This is a genomic window from Arthrobacter sp. S2(2024) (assembly GCF_036662515.1).
Lineage (GTDB): Bacteria > Actinomycetota > Actinomycetes > Actinomycetales > Micrococcaceae > Arthrobacter.
This window is the reverse complement of the sequence record NZ_JAYKZI010000002.1, coordinates 77,237-100,014: the sequence shown is the minus strand read 5'-3', so window position 1 is coordinate 100,014 and position 22,778 is coordinate 77,237. Positions and strand designations below refer to the sequence as shown.

Below are 22,778 nucleotides of genomic sequence, written 5' to 3'. Positions count from 1 at the left end.
GACACTGTCCGCCGACAGTCGTACCATTAGTTCTAGTCATTTTGACTATAACTAGTTTTCTGATCCCTACGGCAAAGAAGCGGGGTGAATACCGTGTACGCCACCTCCGCGAATGTCGCAGAGCGCAGGCTCGCGCCGCCGTCGTTGGCCATATCGACGGTGATCTTCGCCCTCCGCCCCAGTGAAAGCTCCGGCCGCCCCACGCTGTGGTTGCCTCTGGTGCGCCGCATCCGCGAACCGTTCAAGGACATGTGGGCATTGCCCGGCGGACCGCTCCAGCACGACGAATCCCTCCAGGATGCCGCGTCCCGCAACCTGCGCGAAACCACGGGGCTGGCTCCCCAATACCTCGAACAGCTCTACGCTTTCGGCGGCCTGCACCGCTCGCCCGCCCAGCGGGTCGTGTCGATTGTCTACTGGGCCCTGGTACAGCCCACGGAAGCCGCCCTGGCCGACGAATCCGAGAACGTCCGGTGGTTCCGGGCCGATAGGCTCGCGGAATTGGCCTTCGACCACAACGCGATTGTGGACTACGCCTTGTGGCGGCTGCGCAACAAAATGGCCTACGGGTCCATCGCCTATCACTTGCTGGGTGAATTCTTCACCCTGGCACAGGTCCGCGAAGTCTACGAGGCTGTCCTGGACCGTCAGCTGGATCCGGCAAACTTCCGCCGGCAAATCAAGGGAACACCGGAAATCGAGGAAACCGGTGAATACCTCCAGGGCGGAAAACACCGCCCGCCCCGCCTCTACCGCTTCACCGGCACGCCCGGACTCGGGCCAGACAACAGGAGTACACCATGAGCAGCGTCAATACAGCTATCCAGCTGATCACCCGGGAAGAAGCCGAAAACGGCCGTTCCGCGGCCGGGTCGACGTGCAGCCCCGCTCTGGCCAAGGGCCCCTGGGAGTACGACCTCGCCGAAGCCCTCGCAGGCATCCCCGCTTACGGTCCCGGTGCGTCCAGCGCCGACGACGCTCCGAAGGCCACGCCCCGCCAAGGCCAGTTGCCCGAAGAGTACAAGCTGGCCAGCGACGCCGAGCTCGACGCCCGGATCCGTACCGCCAAGGAGACGCTGGGGGACCGGGCTGTCATCCTGGGCCATTTCTACCAGCGCGACGAAGTTGTCCAGTACGCGGATTTCGTGGGCGACTCCTTCCAGCTCGCCAACGCTGCCCTGACCAAGCCCGACGCCGAGGCCATCATCTTCTGCGGTGTTCACTTCATGGCCGAAACAGCCGACATCCTGTCCAGCGCAGACCAAGCCGTGATCCTGCCGAACCTGGCCGCCGGCTGCTCCATGGCCGACATGGCGGACGAGGATTCGGTGGAGGAATGCTGGGAGCAGCTCGAGGAGCTCTTCGGGACCGCCCCCGATTCCGAAGGCCGTGCCCCGGTCATCCCGGTGACCTACATGAATTCCTCGGCCGCATTGAAGGCCTTCTGCGGACGCAACGGCGGCATCGTCTGCACGTCCTCCAACGCCAAGACGGTGCTCGAATGGGCCTTCGAACGCGGCCAGCGGGTCCTCTTCTTCCCTGACCAGCACCTGGGCCGCAACACGGCCAAGGCGCTAGGCGTCCCGCTGGAGCAGATGCCCATGTGGAACCCGCGCAAGGAACTCGGCGGAAACGACGAACAGACCCTGCTGGATTCCCGCGTCATCCTCTGGCACGGTTTCTGCTCCGTCCACAAGCGTTTCAACGTGGGCCAGATCGAGAAGGCACGCGCCGAATTCCCGGGCGTGAACGTCATTGTGCACCCTGAGTGCCCCATGGAGGTTGTTGACGCGGCAGACGGCGCAGGCTCCACGGACTTCATCAAGAAGGCCATCGCCGCCGCGACCGAGCCCACCACTTTCGCGATCGGCACCGAGATCAACATGGTGAACCGCTTGGCCGCGGAGAACCCGCAGCACACCATCTTCTGCCTCGACCCGGTGATCTGCCCTTGTTCCACGATGTACCGCATCCACCCCGGCTACCTCGCCTGGGTGCTCGAGGAACTGGTGGAGGGCCGCGTGGTCAACCGCATTACTGTGGACGATTCGGTCAAGGACAACGCCAAGATCGCCCTTGAACGCATGCTCGCAGCTCGGCCGCTCTAGGCCACATCCCGTACCAACCAGTCGAATCGAGCCTCACATGACTGCAGAACGCATTCCCGGCGCCCCGGCGCGGCGGCGGCTCGTCGTCGTCGGGAGCGGCATCGCCGGCCTCTACTCCGCGCTGCTGGCCGCCGAGGCCGGTGCGGAGGTCGTCCTGCTCAGCAAGGGCGCGCTCGCGGACAGCAATACCTTCTTCGCCCAGGGCGGGATTTCGGCAGTGCTGGACGAACCGGCCCCCGGCGATACCGTCGCCGCGCACATCACGGACACCCTCACAGCCGGCGCGGGCCACTGCGATGAGGAGGCCGTGCGGGTTCTGTGCTCCGAAGCTCGCCTCGACATCAGGGGGCTGGAGCGTTTCGGCGTCCGTTTCGACGCGGACGACGACGGCGATCCCGCCTTGGGGCTCGAAGCCGCCCACTCCGCGCCAAGGATTCTCCACGCCGGTGGAGACGCCACGGGTGCCGGGGTGGCGAACGCACTCATCCTGGCAGTCCTTGACGCACAGGACGCCGGGAAGATCCAGGTGCTGGGACATTCACAGGCGACGTCACTGATCCAGTCCGAGCGTCGCGTGACGGGCGTTGAATTCCTGCGCAACGGCCGCCTTGAGAGCGTATTCGGCGATGCCGTGCTGCTGGCCACCGGCGGGGCGGGGCAGCTGTTCGCCCAGACCACCAACCCCTTGGTGGCAACGGCTGACGGACTCGCGCTCGCATGGCGGGCAGGCGCGGAGCTCGCGGACCTGGAGTTCTTCCAATTCCACCCCACGAGCATGGTCCTCTCCGCTGCAGGAAAACCGGCTCCCTTCGGCGCCGATCCGCTCCTCATTTCCGAAGCCGTCCGCGGCGAAGGCGCCATCCTGGTGGACGCGAACGGCGAACGGTTCATGCCCCGCTACCACCCCGACGCCGAACTGGCGCCGCGCGACGTCGTCTCCCGCAGCATCGCCCTCCACCTTGCGTCACTTGGTGATCCCAACGGCCACGTCTTCCTTGACGCCCGGACCGTGGAAGCGAACAAGGGGAAAGGCTTCCTTGAGAAACGCTTCCCCACGCTCAGCGCCCGGACCCGCGAAGCCGGAGTCGACTGGACCCTTGAGCCAGTTCCGGTCGCCCCTGCCGCCCACTACTGGATGGGTGGGGTGGTCACGGATCTCCACGGCCGGACGTCTGTACCTGGCTTGCTTGCCGCCGGCGAAGTTGCTTGTACCGGGGTGCAGGGCGCCAATCGCTTGGCTAGTAACTCGCTGCTCGAAGGGCTGGTCTTTGGACGGCGGGCTGTTGAAGGGTTCCTTGGGTGGGCGCCGCCGAACGGCGGGGGGACCGACTCGCTAGTTCCCTCGGCGCCTGCGCTCCGGTCTCTCGCCGGCGAACGCCTCGCAAGCTCGGAGGCCGGCGTGGACCTCTACGCAACAACGGCGCTTTCGGGAACCACCGAGCCGACCGGGGCGCTCGTGTGGCAGCCTGAGCTCGTTCCGGAGCCCTTTAGCCGGGCCGCCCTTCGGCGGTTGATGACTGCCAAAGCCGGGGTGCTTCGGACCGGGGGGTTGCTGCGGGAGGCCGCTGAGGCACTCAACGCTTGGGCCGACGTCGTGCTTCCTGAGAATGTGCCGGACTCGGTGGATTCCGTGGTTCACGAGGATGCCAATTTGCTCCTGGCTGCGCAGTTGTTGGTGCGGGCTGCGGGGGCGCGGCGGGGGTCGTTGGGGGCGCATTATCGGAGTGATGCGGTCGAAACCCCGCGTGAAGAAATTGTTCAGAGATACACGATCCGCCGGAAAGCGAGCCTCGTCAATGACTAGCCTGACCCTCCCCGCAGCACCCGTCCGGGACATCCTGGAGCGGGCATTCGCGGAGGACGCGCCGAGCGGCGATATCACCTCGCAGCTGCTCATTCCCGCCGAAGCCCGGGCCACCGCCGTGCTCAATGCCCGGGTTCCGGGGGTGTTCAGCGGCGGAACGGTGTTCCGTGACGCCATGCTGCTCGTCGACCCGGACACCGAAGTGGAGCTGCTGCTCGCGGACGGTGAAGCGTTCGACGCCGGAACCCACCTGGCGCGGGTCAGCGGCCGGGCACGCTCGGTGCTGCTCGCCGAACGCGTCGGGCTCAACCTTGCCCAGCGCATGAGCGCCATTGCCACCAAGACCGCGGAATTCGTCAAGCTGGTCGACGGTACCAAGGCCCGCATCACCGACACCCGGAAAACTACTCCCGGGCTGCGGGTATTGGAACGCTACGCCGTGCGATGCGGCGGAGGAGCCAACCACCGCTACAGCTTGTCCGATGCCGTGCTGGCGAAGGACAACCACTTGGCAGTGATGACCGGTGGCGATTCCGCGAAACTCACTGCACTGCTGAAGGCCGCCAAGGCCCAACTGGGCCACACCACGCACTTCGAGGTGGAAGTGGACCGCGCCGAGCAGATCGAACCCGTGCTGGCGGCCGGTGTCGACACGATCATGCTGGACAACTTTTCGCTTGAGGAGCTCCGTGCCGGCGTGAAGCAGGTGGCGGGCCGCGCCGTCGTCGAGGCGAGCGGCAACGTCAACGTCAACACCGTGGCGGACATCGCGGCCGCGGGAGTCGATGTCATTTCGATCGGCGGACTCACCCACAGCGTCAGCGCGCTGGATCTCGGCCTGGACGTGACGCTCGACGTGGCGCCGGACCCATCCCTGGCTCTCGGCTGACACCATGATCTTCCTCGACGCCGCGGCGACCACACCGGTCCGCAGGGAAGTCCTCGAAGCCATGTGGCCGTATCTGACGGGGGAGTTCGGCAATCCCTCAAGCCATCACAACCTCGGCGAAGCAGCCGCGAACGCGTTGTCCGGGGCACGCGCGGCGGTAGCGAAGGCTCTGGGCTGCCGGCCGGGGGAGATCACCTTCACGTCCGGCGGCACCGAGGCGGACAACCTGGCGGTGAAAGGAATTGCCCTCGCGAGACGTGCGGCGGATCCTGCCCTGAACCGCGTTGTCATCAGCGCCATCGAGCACCCTGCCGTCGAGGAATCCGCACTCTACCTGCAACGCGTCCACGGGTTCGAGGTGGATGTGGTCCCCGTGGACCGGAACGGTGTGGTGACGGTTGAGGCGCTCCGGGCCGCGCTGAGCCCGGAGACGGCCCTCGTCAGCATCATGTATGCGAATAACGAGATCGGGACCGTGCAGCCCGTGCGGCAACTTGCCGAGGTTGCCGCGGAACATGGTGTGCCGTTTCACACGGACGCCGTCCAGGCTGCGGGCTGGCTCCCGATTGGCGTCAAAGAACTGGGGGTCGACGCGCTGAGTATCTCAGGCCATAAGCTCGGCGCACCGAAGGGCAGCGGCGTGCTCTATGCCAAGGGCAGGCTGAGACTTGAACCGCTCGTCCATGGCGGCGGACAGGAGCGGGGCAGGCGCTCCGGGACCGAAAACGTGGCGGGAGCCGTCGCGCTGGCCACCGCAATGACTCTTGCCCATGCCGGGCAGTCCGGACTTGCCGGACGTGTCACGGAGTTGCGGGATGCCTTCATCCGCGCTGTCCTCGAGGCTGTGCCTGGTGCCGTGTTGACCGGCCACCCCTCGCAACGCTTACCGTCCGTCGCGTCTTTCTGTTTCCCCGGCACCAGCGGGGAGTCGGTGTTGCTTGAGCTTGAGCGGCTTGGGGTGGTGTGCTCCAGCGGATCGGCGTGCGCCGCTGGATCCGACGCCCCCTCTCCGGTCCTGCTGGCCTTGGGAATCGAGCCCGAGGTGGCCCACACAGCTGTGCGTTTCAGCTTCGACTCCACGGTGACGTCAGCGGAACTGGACCAAGCCGCGGAAGCCGTGGCTGCCGCCGTCGGGAGCGTCCAGGGGCTCGGCCGCCGCTGACGGTCCCCACCCCAAGTAACTCGCATTTGTTGTCGTTCTGAGCCCTCAAAACGACAACAAATGCGAGTCAGTTGGGAGTCAGACGTGGCGGGCGCGGCGGAAAATCCAGTGCCGCAGCATCGTGAACCGCACGGCCGTCGCGACGAATCCGGACAGCGTGGTGGTCCAGAGGTCCTCCTCGAGGGTTGCCTCGGGCCGGAACGCATGCAGCACGCCCAGGCTCCCGCCCGTGATGACCAGCGCCACGGCGATCACGATCAACCCGTTCAAGTGGTCCCGCGTCCTCTTCCGGTTGCCACTGATCTTGAAGGTCAGCCGACGGTTCAGGGCCGTGTTCATGAGCGAGGTGATGATCAGCGCTGCGGCGTTGGCAGGTTGGGGTCCCAACCACGGCCTGAACAGCGCGTACAGTGCCAGCGAGGTGACGGTGCAGATGATCCCGACGCCGGTGAAACGGATGAGCTGCCTGACCACCGGATAGCGCAGCACGCCTTTGCGGCGCTTGCTTGTATTTGGCCTGGAAAGGGACGTCTGCCGCGTCTCAATTGCCGGCACGGCAGGAGGCTCCATTGCTCAAGCCTGTCATATCAAGCTGGGAATTTTCTCCCAAGTTGCTGCGATGACGGGGTTGGTGAGCTCTCCGATGCCCTCAATGCGGCAGCTCACAAGGTCTCCTGGCGCGATCCTGGCACACTCGGCGGGGAAGCCGGTGAGGACCAGGTCTCCGGGGTGCAAAGTCATGAACGACGTGAGGTAGACAAGGATCTCGTCCACTTTCCATCCGAGGTCGGCGGTGCTGGCCGTCCGCAATTCCCTGCCGTTGTGCACGATGCCGATCGAAAGATCACTGTCATCGAGGTCAGTGACGATCCACGGTCCCGCAGGGGTAAACGTGTCCTGGCTTTTCGCGCTGATCCACAAGTCGTCGGTCTTCTGCAGGTCCCGCGCCGAGACGTCGTTGCCGATCGTGAAACCGAGGATGGCGTCGCGCGCGTTGTCGAGTGTGAGTCCGCGGACTTTGCGCCCGACGACGACGGTCAGCTCCGCTTCGGGGTCCACGTATCCGACGCCGGAGGCGAGTTCGATGGCGTCGCCTGGTCCGATGACGCTTGTGGCGGCCTTGTGGAACGCCTGCGCAGGCAAGTCCCGGCCTGGCTGGCCGGTGTTGTGCGCCATGCCGAAGACGTTGGCGGGAACAGACGGCGCCAGGAACGTGAACACATCCTCGGAGACACAAGAGCCTGCAACCCAACCTGGCCGCCCTGCGCTGCTGCTATTTGCCGGCGAGCCGGGGAACGGGCTGTCCACCACCGTCCAGCTCCGGCCTTCGGCGGAAGCGAAGTCGGCGGCGTCGTTCGCTACGAAGAACTGTTCGTCCGGTGAGGTGGGGGAGAGCGGGCGGACGCGGGCGATCCGGCGTGCACGTGAGGAAGTCATGAAGACATCCTACGTCCTTGAACCTCTTGAGGCGGCAGGTTTAGACGGGCAAGTAGAGCTCGCCCACGGGGATATCCGCGGCCAGGCGATTCGCGGGCCCGGCCAAGGGGCAGGCCCAGGCCTCGTTGTAGGCACAGGATGGGTTGTAGGCGAAATTGAAGTCGAGCACGAACTCCTGTTGCCCGGATCCTCGAAGGCCGTGGAAGGCTCCCTTGATGGTGTCCAGCAAGTAGCGGCCGGCGCCGTAGCTTCCTCCGGGTTTGCCGGCCGTGGCGTCGCGGAAGGGCACGAAGATGCCGCCGCCGTAGCTGCGCAGGCGCCACACGGCCAGCGAGCCGAGCTCGTCGAGGTCGAAGGTGCCGAGGCGGACAAACGGCACCACGCCGTCGGTCCCGGTCTGGACGTTCATCTCCTGGCCCGCGCCTTCCGGCGAAAGGGCGGCATAGCGGCGGAACCGGGGATCGTAGTCCGCGGTGCGCAAGCCCGAAAAAGCCTGCTTGCTGGCGGGAGTCAGCGCCGAGGCCGGGTGGGTACCGAACATGCGGTCCCGTTCCTGGCGCCAGTACACGTGAGCTTGGAAGGGGTCGTCCATCGCGATCTTGCGGACGTCGTCGTACAAGGCGAACGTGCGCAAACGCCAGTCTGCGATGTCCACGGCGGAAATGTCCGCCACACTGTTTTCGTCCTCATCGAGCAGATCGGGAGCCATGCGTCCAGCCTAGTCCTACCGCGCGGGCCGAAGCGGCGGCCCGTAGGGCATCGGCTGGGTTTGCAGGCGCGAAACGCCGATCCGGAGGGACGGGCGGCGGCTCGGCGCCGCTAGGCTGGTGCGCATGAGAGCAAAGCGGATCCCGTTGAAGTTTTCAGTCGCCGTCCTCGGTGCGCTCATTGTGGTCGCCGCCGCCGGCTGTAGTTCCGAGGGCAAGGGCGGCGCCGTCTGGACAGCCGGGTCCAGCAGTGCGGCTCCCGGGAGCGCAACGCCGTCGGGCCCAAGCACAGCCGCGCCGTCGGGCGGTTCCAGTGCCAGCCCTTCCGCAGGAAGCACTGCGACGGCGGGGGCGACTGCCGCGGCGTGGAAAACGTACTCGGATGCGGCCAAGAAGGTCAGCTTCGATCTTCCGAGTGACTGGATTGCGCAATCGGTCACGCCCGACGCCGGTTCCATGCCGGGCGCCCTGAAGATCGAGGTCAAAGACGCCAAGGGAGGGTACCTGGCGACCCTTCACACCGGGCTGCCCTCGGCGAGTCCGGCTGACTGCAATCCGGCCGCCAAGCGTCCTTACGTCGTGGTCAGCAGCGTGCCTATTGACCTGCCCCATGCCGACGGTGATTCCACGATCCCCCCGCACGTGGTGTTCCGGGTCATCCAGGGCTATAAATTCTTCGGTTCGTACGGCATCACCAACCTGGTAGCCGGAACCGATGGGCAGGCCTGCCAACTGCGGAACATTGTGGTGGGACCTGCAGGAAAGGGCAACTACTACTTCGGGGACATGCAAGCCGTGCATGCCTTCGCCACGGATGAAGTAGTTGCTCCCGCGAAGTCCTTCGACACCTTGGACCAGGCCGCCAAGTACGTTGACCAGAGCTCGGAATTCGCCAACGTCCAGCGGATGCTATTGTCTCTGAAGGTCAATCTGTAGAACCAAGGTTGATAGACATTCGTCGGCGCCAACTCTGCCCAATTACTGGGTTGTCCAGCCGCAACACTCCGGAGATCCATGGAACGCAACGTTGCTGCCCAGCTCGTTTTCAAGACCGTCGCCAACACCAAAGTGGCCATGGCAATCGCCGTGGCCAGCAATCCGGGCTATGACTCGTTGACCGAAGAGCTGTCCGTCACGGTGGAGGGCGAAGCTGTTCCGTTCACTGAGTTGGGGGACCATCACGGCGGACGCTTCCAGTACATGGAGTTCGAGGAACCCAGCGAGGTAACGGTTGATTACCGTGCCTCGGTGGAGGGCTTGGGTGCCCCGGATGAGTCCTCCCGTATGGAACTCATCCGCTACGTGCGTCCCAGCCGTTATGCCGAGTCCGATCGGCTCCTTCCGACGTCGTACGCCGAGTTCGGCGGGCTCCACGGCGAAGAACTGTTGCAGGCAGTCCGGAATTGGGTCCACGACGAGCTCCGCTACGTCAGTGGTTCCTCGCGCGGGACGGATGGAGCGGTGGAGACGCTCCTGCACCGCAAAGGGGTTTGCCGGGACTTCGCCCACCTTGCCATTGCCCTCCTGCGTTCCAAGGACATCCCCGCCCGGCTTGCGGCGGTGTACGCGCCAGGACTGAGCCCCATGGACTTCCACGCCGTGGCTGAGGCCCACATCGACGGAACGTGGTACGTGATCGATCCCACCGGCCTGGCTCCGCGCGGGTCCATGCTGCGCATCACGGCCGGACGCGATTCCTCGGACACCGCGTTTCTGTCCACGGTGGGCGGCAGCCTGTCATTGAAGAGCCTGAAAGTCACCGCGGTGGTGGCCGACGAGCTGCCGGATGAGGATCCGGCAAAGCTCGTCGTCCTCCGCTAGCCTTCGCGCGGCTGCTTGTGCGCGACGAACACTTGCAGCTTTTCCGTCAGGCGAAGGAGCTCACGCTGCTCCTCGGCTGTCAAAGCCGGAGCCACAAGTTCGGCGATGTCGCGGACGTGCTCGCGCCCGATCTCCTTCTGCAGTTCCTGCCCGGCCGCGGTAAGCCCCAGTAGGATGCCGCGTCCGTCGTCGGGGGCGATGCTGCGCTCCACGAGCCCGCGCTTCTCCAACCTGTCAACCAGCCGGCTCAGGCTGGACTGGCTGAGCAGGACGTGATCGTTGATCTCGTTCAGCCGCAGCTTGCCCGTGGGGCAACGGGAAAGAGTGAACAGGACGTCGTACTCCTTGATGGGCAGCTTCTTGAATGCCTGCCCGGCCTGGAGGCGGCGCATCACCGCCACCTGGGAGCGGAACAAGGACTCCCAGGTTTCGGCGGCGAGGCGCACGGCCGACGAGGTGGGCGCGGCGGTGGTCACGGGGTCCGCCCGGCGGAATCGGCAACCGCCTCGCTGGCCGAGGCGATCACGGACGCTGCCACCCGGGATGCATGGGTGGGTGCGTCGGGCACGTGGGCCGGCTTGCGGTCCTCGAATTCCTTGCGCAGGACGGGCAGGACTTCTTCGCCGAAGAGGTCCAGTTGTTCCAGGACGGTCTTGAGCGGGAGGCCCGCATGGTCCACGAGGAACAGCTGGCGCTGGTAGTCGCCGAAGTATTCGCGGAAAGTCAGGGTCTTTTCGATGACTTCCTGCGGACTGCCGACAGTCAGCGGTGTCTGGGACGTGAAGTCCTCGAGCGAGGGCCCGTGGCCGTACACCGGTGCATTGTCGAAGTAGGGGCGGAACTCCTTCACGGCATCCTGGGAATTCTTGCGCATGAAGAACTGCCCGCCGAGGCCGACGATGGCTTGGTCTGCGTTGCCGTGGCCGTAGTGCTCATAGCGCTCGCGGTACAGGCCGATCAGCTGCTGGTAGTGCTCCTTGGGCCAGAAGATGTTGTTGGCGAAGAAGCCGTCGCCGTAGTAGGCGGCGAGTTCCGCGATCTGCGGGCTGCGGATGGAGCCATGCCAGACGAAGGGCGCGACGCCGTCGAGCGGGCGGGGCGTGGAGGTGAAGTTCTGCAGCGGGGTACGGAACTTGCCGCTCCAGTTGACGGTGTCTTCATCCCAGAGCTTGCGCAGCAGGGAATAGTTCTCGATGGCGAGCTCGATCCCGTCCTGGATGTTCTTGCCGAACCAGGGGTAGACGGGGGCGGTGTTGCCGCGGCCCATGATGAGGTCCACGCGTCCATCCGCCAGGTGCTGGAGCATCGCGAAGTCTTCGGCGATCTTGACGGGATCGTTCGTGGTGATCAGCGTGGTGGACGTTGACAGCGTGATGCGTTCAGTCTGCGCTGCGATGTACGCCAGCGTGGTGGTGGGGGACGATGAGAAGAAGGGGCGGTTGTGGTGCTCGCCGATCGCATAGACGTCCATGCCGATCTCTTCGACCTTCTTGGCGATCGCCACGGCGGCCTTGATGCGCTCGTTCTCCGTGGGGGTGTGGCCCGTGGTGGGGTCAGTGGTGATGTCGCTGACGCTGAATACGCCGATCTCCATGATGTGCCTTTCTGCCTGCCCGATTTGGTGTCCGGGCTCTGCCAACAGTCTATCCCAAAATAGATGCATTTGCATGTATCACTGCCTGCAACAGGGTGAGGCATCATTTTGTTCCCGGTGTGTCGCCCTACTCGGCGGGGCTGGAGGCGGATCGGCGGCCGGAGACTTTGGGAATCATTCCGGTGGTCCAGTCCAGGTGGTCGCCGTCGCCGTGGCCGGCGACCCCGTCCTGCGCGACGTCGGGGCGTTGCGTGAGTGCCTTGAGGAGCGCTTTCTTCTCCCGCCGGCCTTCGACCAGTTTGTAAAGGACGGGCACCAGGACGAGCGTCAACGCCGTGGACGAAACGAGGCCGCCGATGACCACAACCGCCAGCGGCCGGGAAATGAACCCGCCGCCGCCCGTGAGGCCCAAAGCCATGGGTGTCAGGGCGAAGACGGTAGCAAGCGCCGTCATGAGGATCGGGCGTAGCCGCTGCCTGGCTCCGTGGGTGATGGCGTCTGCCACGCTCATTCCGGGGCTGCCATCGTGTGGTTTGCGGTACTGGTTGATGAGGTCGATCAGGACGATCGCATTGGTCACGACGATTCCCACCAACATGAGCATGCCGATCAGGGAAGGCAGTCCCAGCGGAACGCCCGTGACCAGGAGCAGAGCGATGGCGCCCGTCGCCGCAAAAGGCACGGACACGAGCAGGATGAGGGGCTGGATGAGGGACTTGAACGCGGCCACCATGATGACATACACAATGGCGACGGCGGCCAGGAGCGCGAGCCCGAGCTGTCGGAAGGAGTCGGCCTGCTGCGTCGTGGCGCCGCCGATGGTGGCGGTAACGCCTGCCGGGAGCTGCACCGAGGCCAGCCGGTCACTGACTGCCGTGCTGACGGCTCCAAGGTTGGAGCCCGACGGCGTGACGGTCACCTTCGCGCTCCGCTGGCCGTTGCTGCTCGTGATGGAGACCGGGGTGTCAACTTGATCCACGGACGCGATGCTCGACAGCGGAACGGGCCCGGCCGGCGTCGGGAGATTGATGGCCCTGACATCGGAGATGCTGGTGAAGGGCGTGCCTTCGCCGATCTGCACCGGGAAGTCCGTGGTGTCGATACGGACGGTGCCTGCGGGGATGGGGCTGACCGTGGACGCGAGGACGCCGGCGACTTGTTCCTCGTTCAGCCCGGCGGCGACGGCCTTGGCGCGATCTACCTTCACCTGGACTACGGACTGGCTGGCATCCAGGTTGGTGGCTACCTCGGCACTCCCGGGAACGCCGTCCATGGCCTTCGCCACGGCGTCGCTTGCGGTCTTGAGATCCGCTGAGTTGGCGGCGTTGATGGTGATGTCGACGCTGGAAGAGGTGCCCAGCCCGCCTTGCTGTGCACCGACAGTGACCTTCCCGGGAGCCGAGGCGCTGGCGAGCCGGGACCGGACCGTGTCCTGCAATTTCTGCTGGTCAGCCTTATCGTCAGTCACCACGGTGAACGTCGAGTTGGAAGCGCCGCTCGAGGTGAGCGCGGCGAATCCCGTTTGGGCGTTGCCTGACGTGACCTGGACGTCCTTGATGCCGTCTATCCCGCGGAGGACCGATTCCACCTGGGCGGCGGCGGCGCCGGTCTGTTCCAAGCTGGTGCCGGCAGGAAGGACCTGCCGGACGGTCATGCTGTTTTGGCCGGAGTTACCCAGCAAGTCGGTAGCGAGTAGGGGAGACATGGCAGCAGTCCCGCCCAAGACCAGCACAGCAGCGACGATCGTGATGACCGGGTGCTTCTGGGTCTTGGCCAGGATGGGCAAGTAGCCGCGCTGCAGGCGGCTGCGTTGCTCCGCCTCGTGCGCCTTGGATCGGGCGGCCTCGGCGGCACGGGCGTCCTCCGCAGCCGAAGCCGGCGACGGCGACTTGAGGAACCAGTAAGCCAGGACCGGAACGATGGTGAGGGAGACGAGCAACGAGGACAACAGGGCGATGGTCACCGTCAGGGCGAAGGGCCTGAACAGCTCGCCAGCCAGGTTGCCCACGAAGGCGATCGGCAGGAACACGGCAACCGTGGTGAGGGTGGACGCTGTGATGGCGCCGGCAACTTCGCGGATCGAATTGAGGATGGCCCCGAGCTTGTGCTCGCCGTAGCTGAGGTGCCGTTTGATGTTCTCGATCACCACGATCGAGTCATCCACCACGCGGCCGATCGCGATGGTCAACGCGCCGAGGGTGAGGATGTTGAGCGAGTAGTGGGTCGCCGATATTCCGATGAACGTGATCAGGAGCGACAACGGAATGGAGACCGCCGTCACGAGCGTTGAGCGTACGGACATCAGGAACACGAGGATGACCGCTACCGCGAAGCCCAGCCCAAGAAGGCCTTCCGTCGTGAGGTCCTTGATGGACTTTTCGATGTATGGGGCTTGGTCGAACACTGGCGTGAAGTGCGCATTGGAGCCGAGTTCGGCTTCCATCTGGGCAATGGAATCCTTCACGGCGTGCGAAATGGCAACGGTATCGCCGTCGGGCTTTTTCGTGATGGACAGGGCCAGCGTCGGCTTCCCGTTGGTCCGGGTAATCGAGGTTGCGGCGTCGTCCTTGATGCTCACGTCGGCAACGGAGCCGATGGTGGTTCCGCCCTTGGCGCCGGTGAGCGGCAAGCCCTTGATGACGTCGAGAGAGTCCACCGGGCTGCCGATTTGCAGGGAAAGGGTCTTGCCCTGGTCCTCGATGGTTCCTGCCGGGACCAGGGTCCCGTTGTTCTTGAGGGCGTTCGTGAGCGACTGGACGGTGGCGCCGCTCGCGGCCATGGCTTGGGCTTTGGGCTGGATCAGGATGTGTTGGGTGGCCCCGCCTGTCACGTCAGCGCTGCGGACCCCGTCCAGTTTCTGGAGCCGGGGAACGCTCAATCGCTGCAGGTCCGTGTTCAGCTCGCTGAGAGGCTTGTCCGAAGACACCGCCAGGTACACGATCGGGAAGTCGCTGATGCTGCCGGCAAAGGATCGGGGCTCGACGTCGGCCGGCAGCACACGCTTGGCGTTGGAGATGGCGCGGTCGATCTGGTTGCGCGCGCGGTCCAGGTTCGAACCGTAGGTGAACACCATGGAGATCTGCGAAACACCGTTCCGCGACGTCGACGTGGTCGATTCCAGGCCCTCGACGCTGTTCAGTGCTGCTTCGAGCGGGCGGCTGAGCTGCTTGTCGACAACTTCCGGCGACGCGCCCGGCATCGCCGTGATCACCGAGATCTGCGGGAACTCGATCGAGGGAATGAGTTCCTGCTTGAGGGACGACATGGTGATCACGCCGAACACCGCCGCGAAGACGGTGATCAGCGCGATCAGTGCCCTGTTCGCCAGTGAAAGCTTTGCCAGACGGAACATTGCACTGTCTCCTGGGATCTACGGTCTGTCTCTTGTCGTGAACCGGCCGCAGCCCGGACGGTTGCTAGCGCTGGACGGCGTCGGCAGGCTCGAGTTGGAGCGAACGGGCAGTGCTCGCTTCCAGCTCGGCCGCAAGGTCGGGATTGTCGTTTAGCTTGACGCCGTAGCCCGGCATCATTTCCTTGAGCTTGGACTGCCAGCCTTTGAAGTTCTTCGGGAAGGACCGCTGGAGCATCTCGATCATGATGGGGACGGCGGTCGAGGCGCCGGGGGAGGCGCCGAGCAGTGCTCCGATGGATCCGTCACGGGCCGTGATGACCTCGGTGCCGAACTGCAGCACGCCGCCCTTCTTGGAGTCCTTCTTGATAATCTGAACCCGCTGGCCTGCTGTGATGAGCTCCCAGTTGCCGCCGTCGGCCTGGGGGTAGTACTCGCGAAGGGACTCCACCTTGGCGTCGTGGCGCTTGGCCACTTCCTTGATCAAGTACGCGGTCAAGTCCATGTTGTCCTTGGCCACGGCCAGCATCGGGATGATGTTGCTCGGGCGGATGGACAGCGGAAGGTCAAGGTAGCTGCTCGTCTTGAGGAAGTTGGTGGAGAAGCCGGCGTACGGGCCGAAAAGCAGGGAACGCTTGCCGCCGACGTAGCGGGTATCAAGGTGCGGCACGGACATGGGCGGGGCGCCGACGGAGGCCTGGCCGTACACCTTGGCGCTGTGCTGGCTGGCGATGGCCTCGTCGGTGCAGCGGAAGAACTGTCCGGATACCGGGAAACCGCCGTAGCCCTTGCTTTCCGGGATGCCCGAGGCCTGGAGCAGGTGGAGTGCTCCGCCGCCCGCGCCGACGAAGACGAACTTGGCGTGGATCCGGCTGTGTTCGCCGGAAGCGGGGTACTTGAGTGAAAGGTCCCAGCCGCCGTCGGAGGCTTTGCTCACATTGGTGACGTCGTGGCCATAGTTGACTTCAACGCCGTTCGCGGCGAGGTAGCCGGTCAGTTCGCGGGTCAGGGCGCCGAAGTCGACGTCGGTGCCTTCAGCGGCGCGGGTGGCGGCAACGCGCTGCTTGGCGTCGCGGCCCTTGACGATCAGCGGAGCCCACTTGGCGATCTGTGCCTGGTCTTCCGTGTATTCCATGCTGCGGAAGAGCGTGTTGGGCTTGAGTGCCTCGTAGCGGGTCTTGAGGAAGTCTGCGTGCTTGTCGCCGATGACAAAGCTCATATGCGGGACGGTGTTGATGAATCCCTTCGGGGAGCCGATCAATTTGTTGTCCACGAGGTGGGACCAGAACTGCCGGGAGAGCTGGAACTGCTCGTTGATGTGGAGGGCCTTGGACGGGTCTACCGAGCCGTCCTTGGCTGCCGGCGAGTAATTAAGCTCACAGAGCGCTGCGTGCCCGGTTCCCGCGTTGTTCCACGGTCCGGAGCTTTCCAGGCCGGCTTCGTCGAGTCGCTCAAAAAGGGAGATGGTCCAGCTGGGTTCGAGTTGCTTGATGAACGCCCCCAGGGTTGCGCTCATGATCCCGCCCCCAATAAGGACGACGTCAGCGTGGTGTGTCTTGGAAATGAAGGTCACGATCTATCTCCGATAGCGGCGGCACTGGCTGTCACAGAATATCCCCGCGTGGGCACATAACTGAAATTGCGGCGGGACGTCAAGACTTCAGGCGAACGTTTGTAAAAACTTCGTTTAAGACAGGCGATGCCGGGTACTTCTCGACGCGGTCGGAAAGGGCCAAAGCCGAGATCGGGAAGGCGATGGGTACCGCCGGGACGGTGGCAGCGATCTGCGCATTGATGGTCTGGTACTGCGAGTTGCGGTCAGCGCCGTCGGGGAGTCCCCGGGCCCGGTCGATCTTTGAGAAGACTTGGGGATCGCTGTAGCCGAACTCACCGTTGTTTTCACCGAAGAGGGTTCCAACGAAGTTGTCCGGGTCCGAGTAGGCGCCATTCCAGCCGAGCAAATGCAGCGCATGGTCACCGGGTGATTGGACCTTCTGGAGGTAGCCGTCGTCCCAGTTCACGGGCACCGGCTTGATGTTCAGTCCGATGGCGGTGAGCTCCGCGCTGATCTCCGCGTAGATCTTCTCCGGAGTGGGAAGGTAGGCGCGCGTGACATTGAGCGGGTAGTAGAACTTGAGCTCCTCGCCTTTGTAGCCCGACTTGGCGAGGAGTTGCTTGGCCTTGTCCGGGTCGTATCCCAAGGACGGTGCGTTGTTGTTGAAGCCGCTCAGCTTGGGGGGAACAAACTGGGTCGCAGGTGAGGTGTTGTCGATGAAGAACTTGTGGATAAGGGTGTCTTTGTCGATGGCCATCTCTATTGCCTGCCGCACGCCAAGGTTCTGGAGGGGCGCCACGGACTCGTTCATCCCCAGGTACATCACGGAGAACGGATCCCGTTGGACGATTTGCATGCCCTTCTTGACCAGTTGGTCGAAGGTGCCGGCGGTAACAAGGTCGTATCCGTCGATGGTTCCAGCGAGCAAGGCCTGGAGCCGGGCCTGCGGATAGTCGAACGGAATGAAGTTGACCGTGGCTATCTCTCCCCGGTCGCCCCAGTAGCCCTTGTAGCTGGTCAGCGTAATGCGGTCCTGGCTCCAGGAGGAGAAAACGTAAGGTCCCGTGCCCACGGGGTGGGAGGCATAGGCTGACGCCGGCTGGCCTGACAGCTTCTTGTCCAGGACGTCGGCCTTGCCGTCGGCCATTGCTTTCGGGGAGGACATCGCGAACGCCGGCAGGGTCAAAGCCTGAAGGAAGCCTGTGAAGGGCTTGGCCAGGTTGATTTGGACGTGATCGGGGGAGATGACCTTGCAGTTCTTGAAGAGCGAAAGCGAAGCGTCGTCCGCGAAGGATTTGAAGACGCTCTTGAACGCGATGCCCGGTGCCTGCTGACGCACGGTCGCCGGGAAATTGAACCAACGGTTGAAGTTGCTGCAGACGGCGGCGGCGTCAAAGACGGTGCCATCGTGGAAGGTGACTTTCGACCGCAACGTGAAGTCGTAGCTGAGTCCGTCGTTCCCTTGTGACCAAGAGGTGGCAAGCAGGGGAGTTGGTTGGCCAGTGGACGCGTCGACCCCCACAAGGCCTTCCATCACTTGCCGGGTCACGCGATAGGACTCGGAGTCGTTCGTCACGGCGGGATCGAGCCCAAGCGGCATCGACGGGGTGCCGAAGTTGAAGGTCTTGCTCGGCTCTGCCTTGGTGCTGCCCGCGGCCGAGGCTGACGGTGCCGGTCCAGGACTTGCCGTGCACGAGGTCAAGGCCAGGGCCAGAAGGCCTGCGCCGATTTGTAGCGTGACTCGGCGAAGCTTGCTGCTTACCACTCTTGTCCCCTCAAGGCAGTTGGACGGGCTTGGGGCCCGCGGCAGCCGGACCGCGGTCCAGTCTAGTTCAGGGCCCTGAGTCCCGGCTGGAAACTGGAAGTGCCCCGGCCAAGGACCGGGGCACTTCCCGTTTCCCACCAGGACTCAGGGCCCTGGACTAGACTGGACCGCGGTCCAGTCTAGTTCAGGGCCCTGAGTCCTGGTGGGAAACGGGAAGTGCCCCGGCCAAGGACCGGGGCACTTCCTGAATGTGCGCAAGGGGGGACTTGAACCCCCACGCCCGAAGGCACAGGAACCTAAATCCTGCGTGTCTGCCAATTTCACCACTCGCGCTGGTGTTGGTCTCCGGACCGGGATTCAGGGATTCCCGCCCCGGTCTTCTACCGGCCTCCATTGTACCCGCGGTTTCGCGCCACCCATTCCAGCCGCGCCTATGCGGCGATGCGGTGGCTACTTGTCGAGTTTGAGGTCCCTGCGGAGTTTGGCCACATGGCCGGTGGCCCGCACGTTGTACTGGGCCAAGGCCACCTTGCCGTCGGGGTCCACCACGATCGTTGAGCGGATCAGCCCTTGGTAGGTGCGCCCGTAGTTCTTCTTTTCGCCCCACGCCGCATAGGCCTCAGCCACATGGTGCCCCTCGTCGGACAGCAGTGGAAAGGTCAATGATTCTTCGGCTACAAACTTCTCCAGATCCTTCACGGTGTCCGGAGAAATGCCAAGAACCTCGTAACCGGCGGCCTGGAGGATTGCGAGGGAATCGCGGAAGTCGCAGGCCTGCTTGGCGCATGCCGGGGTGGAAGCCGCGGGGTAGAAGTAGATGACTGTATTGCGGCCACGGTGCGAGGCCAGGCTGACCTCGCGGCCCGCGTGGTCCTTGAGGGTGAAGTCCGGGGCAATGTCGCCTGGAATGAGTCGTTCAGCCATTTGTGCTCCTTGCTAGCGTTCGCGATCACTCAGCTTAGTGATCGGCTGGCCGCTTCACGAATTGAACCCCGGTCCTGCTCCGCGCGCAGCGGTCTATATACTGGCCCTTATGCCTGATATGGAACGGTGGCCCACTGGGCGCCTGCTCTCCACGGCCGCGCGACTCGTGGAGCATGCCTGGAACGAGAAACTGCGCGGTATGGACCTGACCCATGCCGGGGTCATTGTCATGGAAGTACTTGCCGTCAACGGACCGACCACCCAGTCGATGCTCGCACAGATCGTCCGGGTTCAGGCGCAGACAATGGGGAAGACGCTCACCAGGCTGGAGGCACACGGCCACGTCAGCCGTGCACGCAGCGTGTCCGACCGCCGTAGCCAAGTGGTCAGTTTGACCGAGGCGGGGGAGCGCACCCTCGGACTCGCCACGCAGCTGGAACGCGAAGTGCTTGCACCCGTGCCCGTGGACACCGCCAAACTGCGGCGGGAGCTCCAGTCGCTTGTACGCGAACTGGCAAACAATCATTCCTCGGCAGTCGTGAACGACATTGTGGCCGCAGCGGATTCAGGTGTGGCGCCGGGCGAGCCCTCCAACTAGGCCTCCGCAGGTCCGGGCGGAAGCGGCTCCGGGCCGAGCCCGGGGGAAAATAAAAAGATCCCTGGACGGCCATTCAGCCATCCAGGGATCTTCCCTTTGGTGCACCCCCCGGGACTTGAACCCGGAACCCATTGATTAAGAGTCAATTGCTCTGCCAATTGAGCTAGAGGTGCAATTGTTTGTTGCTCGCAACGCAAAGAAATAACCCTTGAGCGGCTACTGCCGCGCAAGGGGCCTTCCCTTTGGTGCACCCCCCGGGACTTGAACCCGGAACCCATTGATTAAGAGTCAATTGCTCTGCCAATTGAGCTAGAGGTGCAATTGTTTGTTGCTCGCAACGCAAAGAAATAACCCTTGAGCGGCTACTGCCGCTCAAGGGTCCTTCCCTTTGGTGCACCCCCCGGGACTTGAACCCGGAACCCATTGATTAAGAGTCAATTGCTCTGCCAATTGAGCTAGAGGTGCATTTGTCGATTTCGATCGGCTGAGGGCTTTTCTTCCCTCGTTGATCTCCGCAACGACATGTAACTCTACACGACACTTGCCGAAGTGTGAAATCGGCCCGGGCCTCCTGCGCGTCACTGGCGGGGAGGCTTCAGGAGCAGTGCAAAGTCGGGGTTTTGGTTGTTGCTGAGGACCCACAGTGTGCCGTCCGGCGCTAGCGAAACGTCCCTCAGCCGTCCGTACTGGGCCGTGAGGTACGCCACGGGATTCCCCGCCGTTTCTCCGCGCAGCGGTACGGTCCACAAACGCTGACCGCGCAGCGCGCACGTGAACGCCGTTCCGTTCACGATTTCCAGACCGCTCGGTGAGGCATCCGCCGTCGACGGCCAGACCACCTTGGCGTCGATGTAACCGGCGCGGCCGGGCGCACCGGTCACTTGTGGCCAACCGTAGTTGCCGCCCGCTTCGATGAGGTTGAGTTCGTCGTTGACGTCGGGTCCGAATTCACTCGCCCACAGCCTGCCGTCACTGTTCCAAGCCAAACCCTGCACATTGCGGTGTCCGTAGCTGTAAACGGGATTGCCGAACGGGTTGCCCGGTGCCGGCTTTCCCTCGGGTGTAAGCCGCAGGATCTTCCCGCCAAGCGCAATGCGGTCCTGTGCTTGCTCCGGGTGCTGCGCGTCTCCCGTGCCGACGTAGAGGAACCCGTCGGGACCGAAGCGGATGCGCCCGCCGTTGTGGGTGCCGGCTTTGGGAATGCCGGTGAAGATGACTTCGGGTGTGCCGAGGCTCAACCGCCCGTCTGCGGCCTGCTCCAGCCGGATGCGCGAAATCCGGTTGTCCGATTCAGCGGTGAAGTAGGCATAGAGCAGGCGGTCGCTGGCGAACGTCGGGGAGAGCGCCAGCCCCAGCAGCCCGCCTTCGCCCCCGGGTACGACGCCGGGAACCTCGCCTACCGTCGTGGCCCGATCGTTCCGGACCGATTTGATCAGCTTGGTGTCGCGTTCGGAGATGACGGCAGTACCGTCGTCGAGGAACACGATCGACCACGGAATTGTCAGATTCAGGTCAAGCTTCCGAATCAACTCGGGTCCGTTGCCTTGGGTAGGCCGCGGTCCGGGGGCACTCCCTGTACAGGCGCTCAGCAACAGGGCCACGAGGCAGGCCACCGCTACGGGAGCCCGGACGAGCGCAAGGCGGGACCGGAAGACGCTCCCGGATCCCGCCTTTGCCTGGTTCATTGCTTGGGTCCTGGTTGCAGGGCTGCTTGCCGCCCTGGGTCAGCTCCTTGGGGCTCTCAGTGGCGGTTCCTGCGAGGAGGTCGGAAGCCGGCTGCCTCGGCGTGGGCGCTGGAAATAAACCAGACGTCGGCCTTGACCTCGTCGTACGACGGGCTGTCTTCATCGTGATAGGTCATGGTGTCCGCGTTGCCTTTGACGGTGTAGCCATCAGGGCCACTCCCGTCAGCGTCGGCCGCGGCGGAGCCTTCGCCATACGGCTGCTCGGCTGCGAGATGCCCGCCCAGCGGCGATGCGGCTGCGGAATCCTGGGCCACGGTGGTTGACTCAACCGGCGAAGGTGCCGCGTCGGGATTTTCGGCCCGGTCTTCCTGCGCCCCTTCGGCTGCAGTGTCGACTGCCTCCGCCGCGGCGGATTCCGCGCCGGGAAGCGTCGGTGCATGGGCGTCCGTGTATTCGCGGTGGTGGATCGGGGCGGGAGGCACTGGTGTGCCGCCTTCGCTCCAGGTCGCTTCCCATTCGGCGCTGTCGGCCAACTGTTCGGGGGTGGCTGGTTCCGAGCCCGACGACGCCGGAACGCCGGCAGCCGCGGGAACGGACGGCCCGGCGTCGGCCGCGGTAACGTCGTCGGCCGTCACGCCCCCTTCAAGTTCCGGCTCGGCAGCCAGCGGTGCGGCGGTCTCTGAGGCCGTAGCCTCGGAAACCGCGTCCTCGGACAGTACGGGTTCCGAGAGCGTGGGCTCCTCGAACACGGGCTCCACCACCGAGGGGCCGGCCGCTGAGGATTCTTCTTCCGGGGCGGCCATGCCGGTTTCGAGGGGAGGGCCGGGGCGCTCCCAGTCGTCGACGTCGACGCCGCCTGCCTCAGTTTCGGCTTCCGGCTCCGGCTCGGGTGCGGCTGCGCGCGACTCGGCTAGCTCTTGATCGGCCGTCGCGGTTGCGGCGACCAAGGGGGCGGAGCCTGTCAATGCGGCTGCTGTGACGTCCATTTGTGGTGACGAGGCGGCCTGCGACGGCGAAGCCCCGGAGCCCGAAGAAGACTTCGCGCTATTGCGGCTCAGGAGCCACCAAACAATCGCGACGATCAACACGATGACGATGACCCAGATCAACCAATCCATGGGAGGAGCCCTTCTGTCTGTTCAATTGGCGCATGTCTGTTCGAGTGGCGCAGCTGTCGTGATTTGACGTTACGTCCGTGTCACGGGGCTGTCTAGGTTAGTCAATCGATTCGCGGCCCTTCAGCGCATCAGCGATCCTGTCGGATAGGCCAGCAGCCGACAATGAGACCCATGTCTCACATAGCGAGACGACTGTCCATTATTTGAATGAAATATTGGCTGAAATAGTGCCAAATTCGCCTTAACCCGCCGATCATGTTCG

The 22,778-nt window shown here is 64.3% G+C and carries 19 protein-coding genes and 4 tRNA genes; 8 read left to right on the top strand and 15 right to left on the bottom strand.

Annotated elements, in window-relative coordinates:
- The first annotated feature begins 93 nt into the window (after positions 1–93).
- Genes VLA65_RS04120 through VLA65_RS04100 form a run of 5 tightly spaced genes read left to right on the top strand, consistent with a single transcriptional unit; the run spans position 94 to position 5,963 of the window.
- Positions 94–804: an NUDIX hydrolase gene (locus VLA65_RS04120; RefSeq protein WP_113990543.1), complete on the top strand. Its 711-nt coding sequence runs from the start codon at positions 94–96 to the stop codon at positions 802–804.
- Positions 801–2,108, top strand: a complete 1,308-nt coding sequence (nadA, locus tag VLA65_RS04115) for a quinolinate synthase NadA (RefSeq protein ID WP_332601880.1) — start codon at positions 801–803, stop codon at positions 2,106–2,108. The genes VLA65_RS04120 and nadA overlap by 4 nt, the downstream gene beginning before the upstream one ends.
- Positions 2,109–2,145: 37 nt before the next feature.
- Entirely contained in the window at positions 2,146–3,912 is a 1,767-nt protein-coding gene (nadB, locus tag VLA65_RS04110) for an L-aspartate oxidase (protein ID WP_332601879.1), read from the top strand.
- Entirely contained in the window at positions 3,905–4,801 is an 897-nt protein-coding gene (gene nadC / locus VLA65_RS04105) for a carboxylating nicotinate-nucleotide diphosphorylase (protein WP_284988376.1), read from the top strand. Before nadB ends, nadC begins: the two co-directional genes overlap by 8 nt.
- A 4-nt stretch (positions 4,802–4,805) precedes the next feature.
- On the top strand, positions 4,806–5,963 hold the full coding sequence (locus tag VLA65_RS04100) for a cysteine desulfurase family protein (RefSeq protein WP_284988375.1): 1,158 nt from the start codon (positions 4,806–4,808) through the stop codon (positions 5,961–5,963).
- Positions 5,964–6,041: 78 nt separating this feature from the next.
- Here VLA65_RS04100 and VLA65_RS04095 read toward each other — a convergent pair whose 3' ends face one another.
- The 3 genes from VLA65_RS04095 to VLA65_RS04085 are packed head-to-tail and all read right to left on the bottom strand — an operon-like array spanning position 6,042 to position 8,109.
- Positions 6,042–6,533: a GtrA family protein gene (locus tag VLA65_RS04095; RefSeq protein ID WP_370872220.1), complete on the bottom strand. Its 492-nt coding sequence runs from the start codon at positions 6,531–6,533 to the stop codon at positions 6,042–6,044.
- A gap of 12 nt (positions 6,534–6,545) precedes the next feature.
- A complete protein-coding gene (locus VLA65_RS04090; RefSeq protein WP_332601878.1) occupies positions 6,546–7,400 on the bottom strand; it encodes a fumarylacetoacetate hydrolase family protein in 855 nt (284 codons plus the stop codon).
- A gap of 40 nt (positions 7,401–7,440) precedes the next feature.
- Positions 7,441–8,109, bottom strand: a complete 669-nt coding sequence (locus VLA65_RS04085) for a DUF1684 domain-containing protein (RefSeq protein ID WP_307054181.1) — start codon at positions 8,107–8,109, stop codon at positions 7,441–7,443.
- A gap of 124 nt (positions 8,110–8,233) precedes the next feature.
- On the opposite strand from VLA65_RS04085, the gene VLA65_RS04080 reads away from it, so the two are divergent.
- Together VLA65_RS04080 and VLA65_RS04075 are read left to right on the top strand one after the other, a co-directional pair.
- Positions 8,234–9,043, top strand: a complete 810-nt coding sequence (locus VLA65_RS04080) for a hypothetical protein (RefSeq protein WP_332601877.1) — start codon at positions 8,234–8,236, stop codon at positions 9,041–9,043.
- Positions 9,044–9,121: 78 nt separating this feature from the next.
- Positions 9,122–9,928 carry a transglutaminase-like domain-containing protein gene (locus tag VLA65_RS04075; RefSeq protein ID WP_332601876.1) on the top strand — a complete coding sequence of 269 codons (807 nt, stop codon included), beginning with the start codon at positions 9,122–9,124 and terminating at the stop codon, positions 9,926–9,928.
- On the opposite strand, the gene VLA65_RS04070 is transcribed toward VLA65_RS04075, so the two are convergent.
- The 7 genes from VLA65_RS04070 to bcp form a co-directional block, all read right to left on the bottom strand.
- Positions 9,925–10,404: a MarR family winged helix-turn-helix transcriptional regulator gene (locus VLA65_RS04070; protein ID WP_332601875.1), complete on the bottom strand. Its 480-nt coding sequence runs from the start codon at positions 10,402–10,404 to the stop codon at positions 9,925–9,927. The two genes, VLA65_RS04075 and VLA65_RS04070, sit on opposite strands and share 4 nt — an antisense overlap.
- A complete protein-coding gene (locus VLA65_RS04065) occupies positions 10,401–11,522 on the bottom strand; it encodes an LLM class flavin-dependent oxidoreductase (protein WP_059387638.1) in 1,122 nt (373 codons plus the stop codon). The genes VLA65_RS04070 and VLA65_RS04065 overlap by 4 nt, the downstream gene beginning before the upstream one ends.
- Positions 11,523–11,649: 127 nt before the next feature.
- Positions 11,650–14,874 carry an efflux RND transporter permease subunit gene (locus tag VLA65_RS04060; RefSeq protein ID WP_332601874.1) on the bottom strand — a complete coding sequence of 1,075 codons (3,225 nt, stop codon included), beginning with the start codon at positions 14,872–14,874 and terminating at the stop codon, positions 11,650–11,652.
- A gap of 64 nt (positions 14,875–14,938) precedes the next feature.
- Positions 14,939–16,444 (bottom strand): malate:quinone oxidoreductase, encoded by a 1,506-nt coding sequence (locus VLA65_RS04055; protein WP_332601873.1) that lies wholly within the window; start codon positions 16,442–16,444, stop codon positions 14,939–14,941.
- Between the two features lie 79 nt (positions 16,445–16,523).
- A complete protein-coding gene (locus VLA65_RS04050) occupies positions 16,524–18,191 on the bottom strand; it encodes an ABC transporter substrate-binding protein (RefSeq protein WP_332601872.1) in 1,668 nt (555 codons plus the stop codon).
- A 251-nt stretch (positions 18,192–18,442) separates the two neighbouring features.
- A tRNA-Leu gene (locus VLA65_RS04045) sits at positions 18,443–18,524 on the bottom strand.
- A gap of 117 nt (positions 18,525–18,641) precedes the next feature.
- The gene (gene bcp / locus VLA65_RS04040) at positions 18,642–19,115 is read right to left on the bottom strand and encodes a thioredoxin-dependent thiol peroxidase (protein WP_332601871.1); all 474 of its coding nucleotides are present in this window, start codon (positions 19,113–19,115) and stop codon (positions 18,642–18,644) included.
- Between the two features lie 109 nt (positions 19,116–19,224).
- On the opposite strand from bcp, the gene VLA65_RS04035 reads away from it, so the two are divergent.
- Positions 19,225–19,713 carry a MarR family winged helix-turn-helix transcriptional regulator gene (locus VLA65_RS04035; RefSeq protein WP_306960850.1) on the top strand — a complete coding sequence of 163 codons (489 nt, stop codon included), beginning with the start codon at positions 19,225–19,227 and terminating at the stop codon, positions 19,711–19,713.
- A 97-nt stretch (positions 19,714–19,810) separates the two neighbouring features.
- On the opposite strand, the gene VLA65_RS04030 is transcribed toward VLA65_RS04035, so the two are convergent.
- From VLA65_RS04030 to VLA65_RS04010, 5 genes are all read right to left on the bottom strand, one after another.
- Positions 19,811–19,886, bottom strand: a tRNA-Lys gene (locus tag VLA65_RS04030).
- A gap of 70 nt (positions 19,887–19,956) precedes the next feature.
- Positions 19,957–20,032: transfer RNA gene (locus VLA65_RS04025), tRNA-Lys, on the bottom strand.
- Between the two features lie 70 nt (positions 20,033–20,102).
- A tRNA-Lys gene (locus tag VLA65_RS04020) sits at positions 20,103–20,178 on the bottom strand.
- 113 nt (positions 20,179–20,291) lie between these two features.
- Entirely contained in the window at positions 20,292–21,398 is a 1,107-nt protein-coding gene (locus VLA65_RS04015) for a PQQ-dependent sugar dehydrogenase (RefSeq protein ID WP_332601870.1), read from the bottom strand.
- A gap of 56 nt (positions 21,399–21,454) precedes the next feature.
- Positions 21,455–22,516, bottom strand: coding sequence for a sunset domain-containing protein (locus VLA65_RS04010; RefSeq protein WP_332601869.1), 1,062 nt, complete (start codon positions 22,514–22,516; stop codon positions 21,455–21,457).
- Between the last annotated feature and the right edge of the window lie 262 nt (positions 22,517–22,778).

What these genes read in the sequence shown, in the direction of transcription:
- nadA (WP_332601880.1), top strand. Translation starts at nt 801, where the DNA reads ATGAGCAGCGTCAATACAGCTATCCAGCTGATCACCCGGGAAGAAGCC.
- nadB (WP_332601879.1), top strand. Translation starts at nt 2,146, where the DNA reads ATGACTGCAGAACGCATTCCCGGCGCCCCGGCGCGGCGGCGGCTCGTC.
- nadC (WP_284988376.1), top strand. Translation starts at nt 3,905, where the DNA reads ATGACTAGCCTGACCCTCCCCGCAGCACCCGTCCGGGACATCCTGGAG.
- VLA65_RS04100 (WP_284988375.1), top strand. Translation starts at nt 4,806, where the DNA reads ATGATCTTCCTCGACGCCGCGGCGACCACACCGGTCCGCAGGGAAGTC.
- VLA65_RS04095 (WP_370872220.1), bottom strand. Translation starts at nt 6,533, where the DNA reads ATGGAGCCTCCTGCCGTGCCGGCAATTGAGACGCGGCAGACGTCCCTT.
- VLA65_RS04090 (WP_332601878.1), bottom strand. Translation starts at nt 7,400, where the DNA reads ATGACTTCCTCACGTGCACGCCGGATCGCCCGCGTCCGCCCGCTCTCC.
- VLA65_RS04085 (WP_307054181.1), bottom strand. Translation starts at nt 8,109, where the DNA reads ATGGCTCCCGATCTGCTCGATGAGGACGAAAACAGTGTGGCGGACATT.
- VLA65_RS04080 (WP_332601877.1), top strand. Translation starts at nt 8,234, where the DNA reads ATGAGAGCAAAGCGGATCCCGTTGAAGTTTTCAGTCGCCGTCCTCGGT.
- VLA65_RS04075 (WP_332601876.1), top strand. Translation starts at nt 9,122, where the DNA reads ATGGAACGCAACGTTGCTGCCCAGCTCGTTTTCAAGACCGTCGCCAAC.
- VLA65_RS04065 (WP_059387638.1), bottom strand. Translation starts at nt 11,522, where the DNA reads ATGGAGATCGGCGTATTCAGCGTCAGCGACATCACCACTGACCCCACC.
- VLA65_RS04060 (WP_332601874.1), bottom strand. Translation starts at nt 14,874, where the DNA reads ATGTTCCGTCTGGCAAAGCTTTCACTGGCGAACAGGGCACTGATCGCG.
- bcp (WP_332601871.1), bottom strand. Translation starts at nt 19,115, where the DNA reads ATGGCTGAACGACTCATTCCAGGCGACATTGCCCCGGACTTCACCCTC.
- VLA65_RS04035 (WP_306960850.1), top strand. Translation starts at nt 19,225, where the DNA reads ATGCCTGATATGGAACGGTGGCCCACTGGGCGCCTGCTCTCCACGGCC.
- VLA65_RS04015 (WP_332601870.1), bottom strand. Translation starts at nt 21,398, where the DNA reads ATGAACCAGGCAAAGGCGGGATCCGGGAGCGTCTTCCGGTCCCGCCTT.
- VLA65_RS04010 (WP_332601869.1), bottom strand. Translation starts at nt 22,516, where the DNA reads ATGGATTGGTTGATCTGGGTCATCGTCATCGTGTTGATCGTCGCGATT.